This is a genomic window from Pedobacter sp. GW460-11-11-14-TSB4 (assembly GCF_059423705.1).
Genome location: NZ_JBWKYI010000021.1, coordinates 85,023 through 100,488, shown reverse-complemented (window position 1 = coordinate 100,488; position 15,466 = coordinate 85,023). Strand labels below are relative to the sequence as shown.

Genomic DNA, 15,466 nt, shown 5'->3' with positions numbered 1-15,466 from the left:
TAGGGTTTAGGGTTTAGGGTTTAGGGTTTAGGGTTTAGGGTTTAGGGTTTAGGAAAAACACTGATTTGATATTTTGTGTTTGATAATAATGAAAAGCATATAATAAATGACCAATGCATCTAGACACACATACACTTAAATGACCTTCTATTCCTCATATGGTAAAACTATTTCGTGTTGATCCGTGCCTCCGCGGCTAAATATTTATTGGTTCATTGGTCATTAGTTCATTGGTCATTGGTTCATTAGTTAGCGTGATGCATGAAAAATTCTCCTATCAATCTATAGCTCTAAAAAAAATTAGTGGTTAGCGTTTAGTAAAAAAACAAATCTATGTAATCCGACAATCTGTGTGATCAGTTTCCAAAAAAAAAGCGTCCCGATTTAAAACCGGGACGCCTTACCAAATGCTTGTCTTTATCTTAATTATATTACTCGGCGTTGTAGGCCAATAATAATCTCGGTTTTTCGTAACCGTAACGTTTCGGGTGCTCCATAATCTGTTTCATAGAAATCACTTTATAAACATAGCCACCCGTTTCACGGTTCAGCTTCATTTTGTAGTAATTATCCTGATTTTGATTATTGATCTGCTTGCGCAGGCGTCCGTCGCCAACATTGTAAGCCGCAGCTACCAAGGTCCAGCTTTCTAAACCTTTATACATTTCTTTAATGTATTTGCAGGCAGCAATTGTCGATTTGCGCAGATTATAGCGTTCATCAACATTTCCGTTTACTCTTAATCCGTAGGTACGGGCTGTGCCAGGCATAAACTGCCAGATTCCGGCTGCACCTTTTGGAGAAACTCCTTCCGCCATTCCAGATTCGACCAGGGCCAAATACTTAAAATCGTTGGGAATTCCGTACGCAGCGAGAATAGGCTCAATTACCGGAAACCATTTTGCTGCTTTCGCATGCAATTGATTGGTTTGTGTATTTCCGTAACTGTGTGCTGCAAGGATTTTTTTCATTTTGCGTTCTACCTTTTTATCGCCTAAGGGCAGGGTTTCTTCTGCAAAATTTAACTGTGCCATTAAAGATAGCGGCTTTTGCGCGCTTTCAACTTCCAGGCTATCAGATTTGGGTATTGTAGTGTTTAATTTTTCTTCTTTTAAAAGACTTTTTTGTGCTAAGGGCATTTGGTAAGCGAACACTTTTGCCAAGATAAATAGTGTTGCCACTACCGCAAATGGTACGATGTGTTTCTTTAACATTTTCCTCCTTTTTTTGGTGAACTTATATAAAAACGTTGGCAAAGGTAAAAAATAATAAGCACATTATCAAACAGTTACAAAAATACCCTCCAAAATCAGCCCTTAAAGTACTTTAAACGTGGATTTTAAATTTTGATTTTCAGGCGAATTTTTCTATTTTAGAGGCTATTTTTTTATCTAATTTTTCCGCTCTGAAAATTGTTATGTTCATCAATTTTTCATAAATTTGCAACCCGCATTTTTAATGTGGTTAAAAGCGTATCATGATAAATAAAAACAACAGGAACAGTCGGGATGACAAGTCCAAACCAGGCAGTCGAAAAACAGAAGGCAGAAGTAGTTCGGCCGGGTCTGACAGAAGAAGATCAGACGACAAAGACAGCAAATTCAAAAAATCATCCGATTCAAAAGAGGGCTTCAAACCCAGAAGCGCAGACGGTAAAGATTTCAAATCAAAATCTTTCGGAGACAAAAAAGACTTCAGGCCAAGAACAGGAGACCGTGATTTTAAATCGAAAGATGGAGAGTCGAAAGGATTCAAATTTGGAGACCGCGAATTTAAATCAAAAGATAACAACTCAAAATCAGAAGACCGCAGCTTCAAATCCAGAGAAGGTGGATCGAGAGATTATAAACCAAGAACCGGAGACCGTGATTTTAAATCGAGAGATGGCGGAGCGAGAGATTACAAACCAAGAACAGGAGACAGAGATTTTAAACCAAGAGAAGGTGGTGCAAGAGATTATAAGCCAAGAACAGGAGAACGCGATTTCAAATCTAAGGATGGAGATTCGAGAGATTTTAAACCGAGAACTGGCGACCGCGACTTTAAATCCAGAGAAGGCGGACCGAGAGATTACAAGCCAAGAACAGGCGACCGTGATTTCAAATCGAAAGATGGCGGACCGAGAGATTTCAAACCTAGAGAAGGTGGTTACAAAGAGTACAAATCAAGGGGCAAATCAGATGATTTCAAGCCAAGTGCTGGAAGTTCAAGAGATGTAAAGCCTAGAGAGCCGAGAGAAGGCGATACCCGTCCGTTTAGAAAACGTGAGGAAGCCCAACCAAGAGATACAGAATTTAACCGCCCGGAGCGGACTGTAATTACCCAGGGCCGCAAAACAAATGAAGATAAAGGCTTAATTCGCCTGAACAGATATATTTCAAATGCAGGCATCTGCTCTCGCCGTAAGGCCGATGAGTTAATTGCTGCCGGCATTATTACCGTAAACGGAGAAGCCATTACCGAATTAGGGCATAAAGTTGACCCGGCAAAAGATTTAGTGCGTTACAACGGAGAGTTATTGAAACGCGAGAAAAAAGTTTACGTTTTATTAAACAAACCAAAAGATTACATCACCACTACCGACGATCCGCAGGAACGCCGGACAGTAATGCAATTGGTTGACAAAGCAAGCCGTGAGCGTATTTATCCGGTTGGTCGTTTAGACCGCAACACCACAGGTTTATTATTAATGACAAACGATGGTGATTTAGCGGATAAATTATCACATCCTAAAAACGGTATCACCAAAATTTATAATGTTGAGTTAGATAAGGCTTTATCACAAGGCGATTTAAACAAAATTGCTTTTGGTTTAGAACTGGAAGATGGATTGATTAAACCTGATAACATTTCTTATGTGGCAGGTGGTACCAAAAAAGAAATCGGCATCCAGATTCACAGCGGTAAAAACAGAATTGTTCGCCGTATTTTCGAACACCTGGGTTACAATGTAGAAAAACTAGATCGTGTGGTATATGGCAATTTAACCAAGAAAGACCTACCTCGTGGCAGATGGCGCTATCTTGAAGATCATGAACTGATCCAGATTAAACATTTAATAAAATAGAATTTAAGAGGCAACCAATGGTTGCCTTTTTTGTTACTTGCTAACAAGATCTCATCGTGAGCAAGCATTTTTTTCCGAAAAATGTTGGAGTGGATATAACAGGATACGAGGTATCGTCATTCCCAACTTGATTGGGAATCGTAATGCCTTGGTAGGGCGTGTAGACTACATTAAGATTCCCGCCTGCGCGGGAATGAGGACCATTATTTAGAATCCATTAATGGTTGCCTTTTTTGTTTTAGTTCTTCAGCATTATCGTCCTCGTTTGAAACGAGGATGACTGAGCATGACGATTGCATCGTCACGTATTGCACATTACAAATACGAGCCTCGCTACAACGATAAATAAATTTCTCGGCGCTTCTGTGCCTCCGTGGCGAATTAAATTTTAATTCCCCATATTTGCTAAAATCAATATCGTTTTTCATGAAAAAAATTAGTTCATTATTCCTACTCTCTATATTGTCAACATTAACATTTGCGCAAAAAGCTAATTACAATCTCATTGTTGGTACATATACCGCACCTGGAAAAAGCGAGGGGATATATACCTATAATTTTAATGCTTCAACTGCAGCCACAACGATAAAAAGCATTACAAAAAACACGGCCAATCCGAGTTACCTGGCCGTTTCTCCTGATCAGAAATTTGTTTATGTGGTGAATGAAACCGGGGCTACCAGCACCGTAAGTGCTTTTAAATACAACGCAGCAAGCGGCGCTTTAACTTTTTTAAATAAGGTAGATAGCCATGGCGCTGATCCATGTTTTATTACTGTTGATGCCAAAAATGTAATCGTAGCCAATTATAGCGGCGGCAGTTTGGCCATATTTTCACGAAAAGCAGATGGGGCTTTAACCGAAGCTTTACAAACCATCGAGCATACCGGAAAAAGTATCGACCCAAAAGGCAGACAAGAAAGCGCACACGTACACATGGTTAAATTCACACCAGATTATAAACACCTAATTGTTAACGATTTGGGTGAAGATCGGATTTATATCTACAACTACAAACCTGCCGCAAAAGAAAATATTCTGACCGTTAAGTCAGTTATTAAAACCAATGCAGGTACTGGCCCGAGGCACATCACTTTTAGCCCGAATGGAAAATTTGCCTATTTAGCGCACGAATTTAACGGGAGTATAACTGCTTTCGCTTATTCGAACGGAAGTTTAACTAAAATCCAGGAGATTGGCACTACATCAAAAGATTTCACTGGAAAAGTTGATGCTGCTGATATCCATGTTTCAGCTGACGGAAAATTTCTTTACGAAACCAACCGTGGAGATGCCAATAGCATTTCTGCTTTTTCAGTTCTGCCTACAGGAAAATTGAAATTTATCGAAACGGTAAGTACACTGGGTAAAGGACCAAGAAACTTCACCATCGATCCGACCGGAAAATTTCTATTAATCGGTCATCAATACACGAATAACATCGTTATTTTTAAGCGAAATAAAACCACAGGCAAATTAAGCGATAGCGGTAAACGTATTGATGTTGGTGCGCCAGTTTGTTTGGTTTTTAATTAATCACCTAAAATTAAGCCAATGGAAAACTTCGATTGGACAAAATTCACGCTCAGGATTGCCGTTAAAGCAAAACTTGAAGACCTGTATAACGCCTGGACACAGGCCAACGAAATTGAGAAATGGTTTTTAAGTGAGGCGGAATTTTCTGACGAGAATAATGTATTGCTCAACAAAACGCAAAACGTATTGAAGGGCGATCGATACAAATGGATCTGGTATCTGTATGATGATATTGAAACCGGCAGCATTACCCAAGCCAATGGCAAAGATGAACTTCAGTTTACTTTTGCTGGCGAATGTTTGGTTGATATTAAACTTAGAGAAGAGTTTGAATACACCATTGTGGAGTTGACTCAAAAAAATATCCCTTTAAATGATCAGGCAAAAAGAAACATTCGGTTAGGTTGTCACAACGGCTGGAGTTTCTATCTGGTTAATCTAAAATCTGTTTATGAAGGTGGCCTGGACTTAAGAAATAAGGATAACCGCTTTAAACCCATGCTGAATAATTGAGATGATGGATTTAGCGGTGAAGGAAAGAGAAATTCAGGAATTAGGATTTTCGGTGATAGATGATGTATTTACAGATCAGGAAATTGAAGATATCTTAGCGGCGATTGACAAAACAGATCCAACTAAAGAAACCTTTAGAAAATCGGAAGATCTTTTCGCGATACGTCAGTTTTTAAAAGAAGTTCCAGCCAGCACTGGCTTAATCTTCAACAACAACTTAAAAAAGATTATAAGAGAAATTTTTGGCGAAGATTATTTTCTTGTTAAATCGATATATTTTGATAAACCCGAAACTTCAAACTGGTTTGTATCCTACCACCAGGATTTAACCATTTCAGTTGATCAAAAGGCTGAAATAGCAGGCTTTGGACCTTACACCAGGAAACATAATCAGTTTGCCGTTCAACCTCCGCTTAATATCCTGGAGAGTAATTTTACTATCCGCATTCATCTCGACGACACCAACGAAGAAAACGGCGCACTTAAAGTAATTTCAAACTCTCATAGCAAGGGCATTTACCGTCCGGAGAATATTGACTGGAGCATAGAAAAAGAGCTGAGCTGCAATGTAACAAGTGGCAGCGTGATGATTATGAAACCGCTTCTTTTACACAGTTCGAACAGAACAACAAACAACCAAAAAAGAAGGGTGATTCATCTAGAATTCAGCAATCAGCTATTGCCGAAGGAATTAAAATGGTCGGAACATTTGAGCTTAACGTGGTAGACTGAAACACGTTCAGTATGACAGAACATGTAAATAAATTAAGTTCCGTTCCCTTACACGGTCGTCATGCTTAATTTATTTCAGCATCTTTACGGCATCAAACAGAACAAAAGAAGTTATGGAACGATGTGGCTGCGTTTACATATTAACGAATCATACCCATACAGTTTTGTACATTGGCGTAACATCAGATTTATATTTCAGAATAGTAGAGCACAAAGAAAAGGAGCATCCTAATTCATTTACAGCTAAATACAATTGTAATAGACTCGTTTATTATGAGCAGTTCGATTCTATTGAGGAAGCCATTGCGAAAGAAAAGCAATTGAAAAACTGGCGGAGGGCATGGAAGATAAATTTAACTAACCAAAGCAATCCTAATTGGGACGATTTGTTCAATACCATTGAATAAAGAAGATTCCTGTCCTCAGTTTAACTCCGGACTTTCCTAGCATGATAGATACTGAAACAAGTTCAGTATGACGCAACCAAGAATAGCATGACGCAGTAAAGAACAAATTAACCAAGATTAAATCCTGCGTGATCGTCATCCTGAGTTCATCTCAGGATCTTCCCTAGCATGATAGATACTGAAACAAGTTCAGTATGACGCAGTCAAGAATAGCATGAAGCAGTGAAGAATAAATTAAACAAGATTAAAATCCTGCCAACCGATCGTCCCTGAGTTCATCTCAGGATCTTTCATAGCATGATAGATACTGAAACAAGTTCAGTATGACGCAGTCAAGAATAGCATGAAGCAGTGAAGAATAGATTAAACAAGATTAAAATCCTGCCAACCGATCGTCGTCCTGAGTTTAACTCAGGATCTTATAGCATGATAGATGCTAAAACAAATCTGTATGACGACCCGAAAAAACAAAAAAATGGTCCCGATTTTCACCGGGACCATTCTAATATTGTATTTAGCAATTTTATGCTGGTTCTGCAACCCTTGCAACATTACGGTAAGGGAATTCGTTAAAAATGTGTCTGCGGGCAAAACGACCCGGAGAATCGGCATTAACCAATTTCACGTAGATTGCTTTTGGCACATCGAAATATTCGTAAGCACTACCATCAAAAAACTGGATATTTAAAACCTGTTGTTTGTATTCGAAATCCTGAATATTCGATAATGTTGTTGTTTGCGTATACGTTTCGATATTCTGTTCGCGTGTTTCTGGCGCAATACTTACCAGGAAATGGTAAGCTTCGATAATTTCTTTACTTCTGGCTTCTGCATCTAATTTCTCTTCTTCCTGCTGAAATTTATCAGGGTGACAATCTTTCATCAATGTCCGGTACACAGATTTAAGCTCTTTTAACTCAGCATTTTTATCTACGCTCAAAAGCTTTCTGTAATCAACTATTTTCTTCATTTGGGATAACCTCTTTTTATTTTTTGTTGAAATGATTTTAGGAATCTTTATCTGCCAAACCGTTTCAAGCCGCAAAGATACGATTTATAATCATTTGATTTTGAGAAAGTTTACTTTTGCTAAGTATTTCTTTTTTAAGGTGTTCTCAATAGCTCTTTTTTTTTGAGCCGTCATCATTGATAAATTTGAATTTATAATCTGGATCAATTATCTCTCCGCCAATATCCTGAAAAGATTCGAACATCCCCCTCCAATCTTCAGTATCATCTTCAACATCACTATCCCAGCAAATTAATCCGCAATATCCATTGTTAGTGTTTAATACAACACCAAATTCGCCTTCTAATGATACTTTGCACCCCACTTTAAAGCCCTGGTTTCGCTTCCATCTACTTGATCTACTATAAATTTCTATTCCCAGCTTATATTCTTTCAAAAATTGAAAAGAATCCCATTCTCCATTAGGCCTAAACAGATTCATAATACTTGTAAAGTCAGGGACATTATCACCATGGATATAATAAAGTTCTTCAACAAAGAGATCAGTAAATTTTTGTAATTCAACACCACCTATATTTCTTTGAATTAAATCTTTTAACAATCTTTCCGCTTTGAATAAATCATCAAATAACTCAACGAGTTCAAATTTTTTCCAGTATTGGCTTTTGGTAAGCTTAATAGATGACTTTTTCTTAAAGATATTTTTAAAAAAATTATGAAGCATAGATTTATATTTAAGAATCAAATATACATCTCATGCTCTGCAAGAAAAATATCAAATCTACAAATCAATTTATCTTGATGTATATCGCAAAAAAGCCATCCGATTTATATCGAATGGCCAAATAATTTTTTTCTAACCCTTGATTTTAAGCCTAATTTTGATATTTAGCTTGTAACGAATTTTCGATTACTTCCTTATAATAATTAACATAAACCGGGAGGATCTTTTTCAGGTCAAAATCTTGTGCCCTTGCAAAAGCATTTTCTTTGAAACGATTCAGGGTTTCATCATCTTTTAATATTTCAATGGCATGGGCGGCCATCGCGTCTACATCTCCAACGTTGCTCATGTAGCCACAAAAACCATCAACGTTAAGCTCGGGTAAACCGCCGGCATTGGTGGTAATTGCAGGCACTTTACAGGCCATTGCTTCTAATGCTGCTAAACCGAAGCTTTCAGATTCTGACGGCATTAAGAAGAGATCTGAAACCGATAGGATTTCTTCTACCGCATCCTGCTTACCTAAAAACCTTACATTTTCGCAAATATTCAATGACCGGCATAATTGCTCATCGTAAGCACGTTCAGGTCCATCACCTACCATTAACAATTTGGAAGGAATTACAGCCTGTACTTTTTCGAAAATCCGGATCACATCAGCGGTACGTTTCACTTTCCTGAAATTACTGGTGTGAATTAAAATACGTTCGTTATTCGGCGCAATTGCTTTTTTGAAATGCCCTTTTGCCTGTAAACTGAATCGCGAAAAATCTATAAAATTTGGGATTACCTTAATTTCTTTTGTAATCTCGAAATGGTTATAGGTATCTTCTTTTAAATCTTCCGACACTGTAGTTACGCCATCGCTTTGATTAATAGAAAAGGTAACCACAGGTTTATAAGTTGGATCTTTACCTACCAAAGTAATATCGGTACCGTGCAAAGTAGTTACCACAGGGATATTGATACCATAGCTGGCCAGAATCTGCTTCGCCATAAACGCTGCAGAAGCATGTGGAATAGCGTAATGAACATGTAACACATCAAGCTGTTCGAAACGGACAACATCTACCAGTTTACTGGCCAAAGCCGATTCGTAAGGGGCATAATCGAAGAGTGGATAATCTCTTACCGAAACTTCATGATAAAACAGATTAGCCGAAAAGAAATCCAGCCTGGCAGGCTGACTATATGTGATAAAGTGAACCTGATGACCCTCGTTAGCAAGTGCCTTACCAAGTTCTGTTGCAACTACTCCACTACCGCCAAAAGTGGGGTAGCAAACAATTCCTATCTTCATTGTACATGTATTGTTGTTACCGCAAATGTACCCGATTTTAATCTATATTGCGTGTCGGCTTATTGCAATAAAAACAGATAGCTTTTCGAGAACAATTGCCGCAGATTAGCAGATTAATTTCAATTCGAAAATTGAAGCTTAATAGCTTCTAATGATTCTTTTGTACTGCAAAGATTTTTCATTAAAATTAATTAACAAACCTATTCCTAGTTTTGATATAGCGAGATAATTCAAAACTTGCGCATAATGTTCATTTATCAACTCAGATTTAGATTTCACCTCGATAATAACTTTATCATCGACAACAAAATCAGCATAAAATTTATGTTTAAGTATAGTTCCTTTGTAATTTACAGAAAATTCTTTCTCTCTTTCGTACTTGATATTTCTATTCCTAAGTTCGAATTCTAGCGCATCTTTGTAGACAATTTCTGAAAACCCTTTCCCCAAAATACGATGTATTTCCATCGTAATTCCAATTAACAAATAACATTCTTCCTGAAAAGGATAATCAATATCACTATATGAATCTCCCATAAATATAAGTTTATTTAATCTGCGAATCTGCGGCTAAAACATCCTCCATTACATCAGCGAACTTTCAATTAAAATGCCAAATCAAAAAACCTCATGTAACCTTTAATAACAGGTAACATAGAAATCACTAGAATATAAGATGAGGAAAATTGAGGAAATTTCTGCCTAAATAATTATTTTAGGTTTCTCATTTCCTCTTTTATCACAAGGAAAAGTTCGTTAGGTCTTTGGGTACCGATAAAATATTCCAGACCATCGCGATCGGTTAAAACAACCGCATCCTTACCCGACGAATAAAAGCGGATTGTACCTTTTGTATGCAGGTTATAAACCGGATTATTGAAAAAATAACGACTATAGGTTGCCTTACGCACATCAACAATGCTGTTCAGATCAATCTTAACGCGCTTGGTTGTCCAAAGGCCATCCAGGATCATGCTGCCATTATCGACCACAATTTTGTACTGAATCAGGAAAAGCAAAAGCATAGAAACGCCGATAATCCCAAAACCTACCACGAGGAATAGGTCTTGCGTATTGTCGCGATCGCGCTCATAAACGTAGGCGGCAAAACAAAATGCAGCCATAATCAGCCTAATGAAAATACGAACATAATCACGGCCGATGTATTGTTTTTCGATATAGGCGTATTTGCTTTCCACTTATTTAATTTTGAGTTCGAATATAGCAACTTTTTTTGTTGCAGTAGTTAATTTATATCGGTTATCCTGGCGCATACCCGCAATCCAGACAATTTCGCCATTTCCGTTAACCAAAATGGGTGTAACGCTTTTCAAATGTAGGGGAACTTTCTCGTCGATAAAATAATCGCTCACTTTTTTGGGGTTTCGCATACCCAATGGGATAAACTTATCTCCGTTTTGCCAATTCCTCAGCACCAATGGAAAAATTAATTTATCGGCATTAACAAAAGCTTTGTTCAAATTCGTTTCGAATTTCAATTCTTCTGTAAACTTCAATGAAATTTCATCATTGGCAAAAGCAATGTTTTCTGTTGTTGGATGGATAAACTGATTCGCCGTAACCGATGTATTTTTTTCAACAATAACCAGATCACTCCTGTTGATGATGGCTTGATGTGTGCTGCTAAAAAAATGGGTGCCACTTAAAGCCTTTAAACTGTCTAAAATTTCCTGCACCACATTTTCACCAAAATTAAAAGGCTTAAGTAGCTCGTAAAGCAACAGTTTTTGTGGGTTCAATTTCGAAACCTCTTCTAGAGGAATATAAATTCCATCAGTCCGTTTATTTAAAATTTTACTTTCAAGCTTTTGAACCTGTATATTTAAAAAAGTCTCAATTTCTGCAAAACGAGCAATGTTCTCTGCAAATGTTTTTTCGAGATTTGGGTTAATTTCCTGCAAGTGCGGTACAACCTGTAATCTGATTTTATTCCGTGTATAATTTGTACTGGCGTTCGAACTGTCTTCTACAAAATCGAGGTGATTTGCCCGTACCATTTCATCAATTTGTTGTCGGTTTAAAAACAATAAAGGCCTGATCAATAAATCACGTTTTGGCAAAATGCCATGCAATCCACTTATCCCGGTACCACGCGTAAGGTTAATCAGTACGGTTTCAACCGCATCGTTCTGGTGTTGGGCCAGCGCAATATAATCGTAGCCCTCTTTACGCCTGATTTCCTCAAACCAGTGATAACGCAAATCGCGTGCTGCCATCTGGGTAGAAATTTTATTTTCGGCCGCATATTTTTTGGTGTCAAAATGCGTTACATAGAAAGGTAATCCCAAATTTTTGGCTAACAGCGCAACAAAACTTTCATCACGTTGTGCTTCATCAGCCCTTAAATTAAAATTACAATGTGCCACACCAATATCAATGCCTATTGCTTTAAACAAATGCAACATTAATACCGAATCTTTTCCTCCGCTTACGGCCAAAAGAATCCTGTTAGCCCGAACAAACAGCTGTTGCTGTTCAATAAAATCCTGAAATTGTTTTACGGGTAACATCCATCAAAAATATTTAATTTTAACTGGTATTCCGAACGTTCGGAACAAAAAACTAACTTTGTAGTGTGCAAAAACTATTTGTCTTTTTATTCCTGCTAATCAGTCCGGTATTTTTATTCGGTCAGCAACCCGCTTCGAAGATTAAAATCGTTTCATTTTCCAAAATAACCGGAGATACCAAGAAAAAAATCAGCTACTTGCGTAACCCGGTTTTCCAACAGGACAACGCAACTTTAACCTGTGATAGCGCTGTATTTTATAGTGAACGGAACTATTTCGAAGCTTTTAAAAATGTACATATCAACCAGCTTACCACTGATATTTATTCTGATCAACTGGAGTATGATGGAAACAAAAAACATGCGCATTTAACCGGAAATGTAAAAATGATCGATCCAACATCGATTTTAACCACCAATATTTTAGATTATAACACCCTCAGCAAGATCGGAACTTACACCAGCGGAGGTAAAATTGTAAATAAGGAAGTTACACTGACCAGTAAAAACGGCTATTATTTTAGCAACTCAAACGATGCCTATTTTAAATATGATGTAGTTGTGGTTACACCACAGTCGACTATAAAATCGGATACCATGAGCTACAATACACAAAGTAAATGGACTTTTTTTTACGGGCCAACCAACATCAAAGGAAAGGACGATAACCTTTACACCGAAAATGGTCAGTATAACACCATGACAGAAGATGCCTTTTTTGGCAAGAAAAATCTTTATACACAAGGTACAAGATCTTTAAAAGGCGATAGTTTGTATTATTACGGGAAGAAAGGCATTGGCAAAGCTGTAAAAAACATTGTTTTTTCGGATACGAAAGATAAAATGAAAATGTTCGGCGATTTGGGTTATTACTATAAACTAGATCAGCGGACTTTGGTTACCCGAAATGCCTATTTAGGAATAGGTACCGAAGATTCGGTAATGGTGAAAAATAAAAAAAGACCGGACAGTTTATGGTTGGGCGCCGATACCTTAGAAACCCAGATGGTATTGCAAAAAACCTTAAAATTAGTGCCCAAAATTTCCATCAAAGCAGATAACCAGGTTGGAGAGGATGATGAAGAAACTGGCGAGAAAAAAGAAAAAACTGAAGCAAAGGAGAAACCAGAAAGTCAGAGTATTCCAAAAGAAGATAGGAATAAACGCAATACCACAAAAATAAGCAGAGCTGACAGGAAGAAAAAGAATAAGGGTGATGCTACGACAGAAGATCCGTTAAACCTGAAGGATAAAAGTATTGACAGCTTAAAATCGAAAGTAGATTCGCTTGGCAAAGATCTGCCCGGGCTTAACCCTGATAGTTTGCAGAAAAATAATCTTCTAAAGAACAAAGCCGATTCCATTATCAAAAACCTGCCTAAAATTAAAACGGATAGCCTGAAAAAGCTGGCTGAAAAAGCCAATTCGATAGTAAAAGATGTATCGAAAACTAAAGTCGATAGTCTGCAAAAGAAAATCACCGATAAGGCTGCTCCAATTGTAAAGGATATTTCAAAAACGAAAATTGATAGTCTGCAAAAGAAAATAACAAAATCGGGCGCCAAAGACAGTTTAACCAAAGTTCTGGGAAATTTAAAAACCGGTGCAAAGACTGATACCGCCAAGTTTAATCCGGCAGATACCGTTCAAACCCGTATTATCAAGGCTTACCACGGCGTTAAGATTTTTAAAACGAACATACAAGCGAAAACCGATAGTCTGTTTTATACCAGTGCCGATTCTACTTTACGTTGCTATAGTAATCCGATCATCTGGTCGGAAGGCTCTCAACAGGTTGGCGACACTATATTTGTGCAGTTCAAGAATAAAAAACTGAATAATCTACAGGCATTTAGAAATGCATTTTTAGTTAATACACCAAAAGATTCGTTAAGGTTTAACCAAATAAAAGGAAGGTTAATGACGGGCTTCTTTACGAATGGGAAATTTAAGAACCTCTATGTGGATGGCAACGCCGAAAGTATTTATTATACCCAGGATGATAGCACAAAGGTGTATAAAGAAATGAACCAAACCTTGAGTAGCAGGATAAAGTTCATCTTTAAGGATAAGGAAAATGCCATTGAGGAAATTGTTTATATCAAGGGAATAGAAGGAGCCTTAAATCCAGAAAACACGATTGCAAAAGATCATGTATTAAAAGGTTTTTCGTGGAAACCTACCGAACGTCCAAAATCGAAGAAAGATGCCATTGGCTCTTCGGGCAAAGCAAAGCCCAAAGTAAAGGCAAAGGCAGTTGCGGGTAAAACCGTAGCTGGCACTAAAACGACAAATCCGGCAACTAAACCATCAACAACAGCACCTGCGGTTAAACCGAAAATCACCTTGGGAAAAGACAGTTTAAACGTGGATAAGAAATTGCCACAAGCTAAACCGGCAGATACGGCCAATTTTGGCATCAAACCTATTTTACCAAAAAAGGATTCAGTTCAAACGAAAAAAGATTCTGTTCAGGTGAAAAAGGTGGCTGGTAAAATGTAGTTTTTGCTATTCACTAAATTAATGGCTAAATTTATTCATGGATTTACAATCAGAAAAACTAAGTGTACTTCAACAGATCATTAATTCTGATGATGAAAGTTTAATCAGAGATATTAAATCACTGATTACTGCAAGAGATTTTGATTGGTTTGATGGATTAAACAGCAGCCAACAAGATGATGTCCTGGAAGGAATAAACCAACTAGATCGGGGTGAAAGTTTTAGCCATGAAGAGGCTAAAAAAAGGTTTAGTGTTTAATGGATATTATTTGGTCTAAAAAAGCTGGCGAAACTTTCCAAAAAAATATTGATTATCTAAAAGAAAATTGGACAGAAGTAGAAGTAAAAAAATTTATTATAAGGGTATTTGCCTATCTCGATACCCTGTCTGAGGAACCATTAATTTCTAGAAAAACCTATAAAACAAAGAATACACATATAGGTTTTATCATCCCACACATATCAGTTGTGTACCGAATTAAACCAAAAAGCAACACTTTAGAAATCGTAACTTTTATAGACAATCGGCAAAGCAGCAAGAAGAAAAAAAGATTTCTATAACTCTTCCTTCAAAAAATTCATCATCTTTTTAAGTGCAATGGCACGGTGGCTGATTTTATTCTTCTCGGCCATGTCCATTTCAGCAAAGGTAATATCATAACCATCCGGCTGAAAAATAGGATCATAACCAAAACCTTTTGAACCGGATAATGCTGTTCTGATGGTCCCCTCAATTAAACCTTCAAAAATATGGTTTTTACCATCCTGCATTAAAGAGATTACCGTTTTAAACCTCGCTTTTCTGTTGGAGTTTCCCTCAAGCTTAGCCAAAACCAATTGAATATTTTCTAAACTATCGCGGCTTCCCGAATATCGGGCAGAATAAACGCCGGGTTCGTTATTCAAGGCATCAACCTCTAAACCACTGTCGTCGGCAAAGCAATCTAAACCAAAATGTTCAACCACATAACTGCTCTTTAAGGTTGCATTTCCTTTAAAGGTATCAGCCGTCTCGGGGATATCAACCAAACAACCAATATCTTCCAGATTTAACACTTCATATTTACCTTCAAGCGCTGAGCGTATTTCTTCGGTTTTATGTTGATTATTAGTGGCAAATACAAGTTTTTTCATTGTAACAAGGGTAAAAGGTTTAAGGTGTAGGGTGTAGGGTGTAGGGTGTAG

General features: G+C 37.5%; 16 protein-coding genes. 8 read left to right on the top strand and 8 right to left on the bottom strand.

What is annotated here, in order from left to right:
- Positions 1-431 precede the first annotated feature (431 nt).
- Positions 432-1,214: a lytic transglycosylase domain-containing protein gene (locus AC07YT_RS18625; RefSeq protein WP_086549138.1), complete on the bottom strand. Its 783-nt coding sequence runs from the start codon at positions 1,212-1,214 to the stop codon at positions 432-434.
- Between the two features lie 263 nt (positions 1,215-1,477).
- Here AC07YT_RS18625 and AC07YT_RS18620 point away from each other — a divergent pair, with 263 nt between their 5' ends.
- The 5 genes from AC07YT_RS18620 (at position 1,478) to AC07YT_RS18600 (ending at position 6,255) form a co-directional block, all read left to right on the top strand.
- Positions 1,478-3,067, top strand: coding sequence for a pseudouridine synthase (locus AC07YT_RS18620; protein WP_494945460.1), 1,590 nt, complete (start codon positions 1,478-1,480; stop codon positions 3,065-3,067).
- 426 nt (positions 3,068-3,493) lie between these two features.
- The gene (locus tag AC07YT_RS18615; RefSeq protein ID WP_086549135.1) at positions 3,494-4,603 is read left to right on the top strand and encodes a lactonase family protein; all 1,110 of its coding nucleotides are present in this window, start codon (positions 3,494-3,496) and stop codon (positions 4,601-4,603) included.
- Positions 4,604-4,621: 18 nt separating this feature from the next.
- Positions 4,622-5,116 carry an SRPBCC family protein gene (locus tag AC07YT_RS18610; RefSeq protein ID WP_086549134.1) on the top strand — a complete coding sequence of 165 codons (495 nt, stop codon included), beginning with the start codon at positions 4,622-4,624 and terminating at the stop codon, positions 5,114-5,116.
- 1 nt (position 5,117) lies between these two features.
- Positions 5,118-5,843, top strand: coding sequence for a phytanoyl-CoA dioxygenase family protein (locus tag AC07YT_RS18605; RefSeq protein ID WP_494945459.1), 726 nt, complete (start codon positions 5,118-5,120; stop codon positions 5,841-5,843).
- Positions 5,844-5,961: 118 nt separating this feature from the next.
- Positions 5,962-6,255, top strand: coding sequence for a GIY-YIG nuclease family protein (locus AC07YT_RS18600; RefSeq protein ID WP_086549133.1), 294 nt, complete (start codon positions 5,962-5,964; stop codon positions 6,253-6,255).
- Positions 6,256-6,778: 523 nt separating this feature from the next.
- Here AC07YT_RS18600 and AC07YT_RS18595 read toward each other — a convergent pair.
- The 6 genes from AC07YT_RS18595 to tilS form a co-directional block, all read right to left on the bottom strand.
- The gene (locus AC07YT_RS18595; RefSeq protein WP_029279950.1) at positions 6,779-7,225 is read right to left on the bottom strand and encodes a KTSC domain-containing protein; all 447 of its coding nucleotides are present in this window, start codon (positions 7,223-7,225) and stop codon (positions 6,779-6,781) included.
- A 145-nt stretch (positions 7,226-7,370) separates the two neighbouring features.
- Complete coding sequence (locus AC07YT_RS18590) at positions 7,371-7,949, bottom strand: hypothetical protein (protein ID WP_494945458.1); 579 nt, start codon at positions 7,947-7,949, stop codon at positions 7,371-7,373.
- Between the two features lie 151 nt (positions 7,950-8,100).
- Positions 8,101-9,249, bottom strand: a complete 1,149-nt coding sequence (bshA, locus tag AC07YT_RS18585) for an N-acetyl-alpha-D-glucosaminyl L-malate synthase BshA (protein ID WP_086549132.1) — start codon at positions 9,247-9,249, stop codon at positions 8,101-8,103.
- A gap of 138 nt (positions 9,250-9,387) precedes the next feature.
- On the bottom strand, positions 9,388-9,786 hold the full coding sequence (locus AC07YT_RS18580; RefSeq protein WP_086549131.1) for a GxxExxY protein: 399 nt from the start codon (positions 9,784-9,786) through the stop codon (positions 9,388-9,390).
- Positions 9,787-9,959: 173 nt separating this feature from the next.
- Positions 9,960-10,448 carry a hypothetical protein gene (locus AC07YT_RS18575; RefSeq protein ID WP_029282618.1) on the bottom strand — a complete coding sequence of 163 codons (489 nt, stop codon included), beginning with the start codon at positions 10,446-10,448 and terminating at the stop codon, positions 9,960-9,962.
- Positions 10,449-11,780: a tRNA lysidine(34) synthetase TilS gene (gene tilS / locus AC07YT_RS18570; protein ID WP_086549130.1), complete on the bottom strand. Its 1,332-nt coding sequence runs from the start codon at positions 11,778-11,780 to the stop codon at positions 10,449-10,451. It lies immediately after the preceding gene.
- A 65-nt stretch (positions 11,781-11,845) separates the two neighbouring features.
- On the opposite strand from tilS, the gene AC07YT_RS18565 reads away from it, so the two are divergent.
- The 3 genes from AC07YT_RS18565 to AC07YT_RS18555 are packed head-to-tail and all read left to right on the top strand — an operon-like array spanning position 11,846 to position 14,842.
- Positions 11,846-14,281: an OstA-like protein gene (locus tag AC07YT_RS18565; protein ID WP_086549129.1), complete on the top strand. Its 2,436-nt coding sequence runs from the start codon at positions 11,846-11,848 to the stop codon at positions 14,279-14,281.
- Positions 14,282-14,318: 37 nt separating this feature from the next.
- Entirely contained in the window at positions 14,319-14,540 is a 222-nt protein-coding gene (locus AC07YT_RS18560) for a hypothetical protein (RefSeq protein ID WP_086549128.1), read from the top strand.
- Positions 14,540-14,842, top strand: a complete 303-nt coding sequence (locus tag AC07YT_RS18555; RefSeq protein WP_086549127.1) for a type II toxin-antitoxin system RelE/ParE family toxin — start codon at positions 14,540-14,542, stop codon at positions 14,840-14,842. The genes AC07YT_RS18560 and AC07YT_RS18555 overlap by 1 nt, the downstream gene beginning before the upstream one ends.
- On the opposite strand, the gene AC07YT_RS18550 is transcribed toward AC07YT_RS18555, so the two are convergent.
- Complete coding sequence (locus AC07YT_RS18550) at positions 14,837-15,415, bottom strand: non-canonical purine NTP diphosphatase (protein ID WP_086549126.1); 579 nt, start codon at positions 15,413-15,415, stop codon at positions 14,837-14,839. The genes AC07YT_RS18555 and AC07YT_RS18550 overlap by 6 nt on opposite strands.
- Between the last annotated feature and the right edge of the window lie 51 nt (positions 15,416-15,466).

Excerpts from the sequence above, each read along its gene's own strand:
- tilS (WP_086549130.1), bottom strand. The coding sequence starts at position 11,780 with ATGTTACCCGTAAAACAATTTCAGGATTTTATTGAACAGCAACAGCTG.
- AC07YT_RS18620 (WP_494945460.1), top strand. The coding sequence starts at position 1,478 with ATGATAAATAAAAACAACAGGAACAGTCGGGATGACAAGTCCAAACCA.
- AC07YT_RS18625 (WP_086549138.1), bottom strand. The coding sequence starts at position 1,214 with ATGTTAAAGAAACACATCGTACCATTTGCGGTAGTGGCAACACTATTT.
- AC07YT_RS18605 (WP_494945459.1), top strand. The coding sequence starts at position 5,118 with ATGATGGATTTAGCGGTGAAGGAAAGAGAAATTCAGGAATTAGGATTT.
- AC07YT_RS18590 (WP_494945458.1), bottom strand. The coding sequence starts at position 7,949 with ATGCTTCATAATTTTTTTAAAAATATCTTTAAGAAAAAGTCATCTATT.
- AC07YT_RS18560 (WP_086549128.1), top strand. The coding sequence starts at position 14,319 with ATGGATTTACAATCAGAAAAACTAAGTGTACTTCAACAGATCATTAAT.
- AC07YT_RS18615 (WP_086549135.1), top strand. The coding sequence starts at position 3,494 with ATGAAAAAAATTAGTTCATTATTCCTACTCTCTATATTGTCAACATTA.
- AC07YT_RS18580 (WP_086549131.1), bottom strand. The coding sequence starts at position 9,786 with ATGGGAGATTCATATAGTGATATTGATTATCCTTTTCAGGAAGAATGT.
- AC07YT_RS18555 (WP_086549127.1), top strand. The coding sequence starts at position 14,540 with ATGGATATTATTTGGTCTAAAAAAGCTGGCGAAACTTTCCAAAAAAAT.
- AC07YT_RS18550 (WP_086549126.1), bottom strand. The coding sequence starts at position 15,415 with ATGAAAAAACTTGTATTTGCCACTAATAATCAACATAAAACCGAAGAA.
- AC07YT_RS18595 (WP_029279950.1), bottom strand. The coding sequence starts at position 7,225 with ATGAAGAAAATAGTTGATTACAGAAAGCTTTTGAGCGTAGATAAAAAT.
- AC07YT_RS18600 (WP_086549133.1), top strand. The coding sequence starts at position 5,962 with ATGGAACGATGTGGCTGCGTTTACATATTAACGAATCATACCCATACA.
- AC07YT_RS18610 (WP_086549134.1), top strand. The coding sequence starts at position 4,622 with ATGGAAAACTTCGATTGGACAAAATTCACGCTCAGGATTGCCGTTAAA.
- bshA (WP_086549132.1), bottom strand. The coding sequence starts at position 9,249 with ATGAAGATAGGAATTGTTTGCTACCCCACTTTTGGCGGTAGTGGAGTA.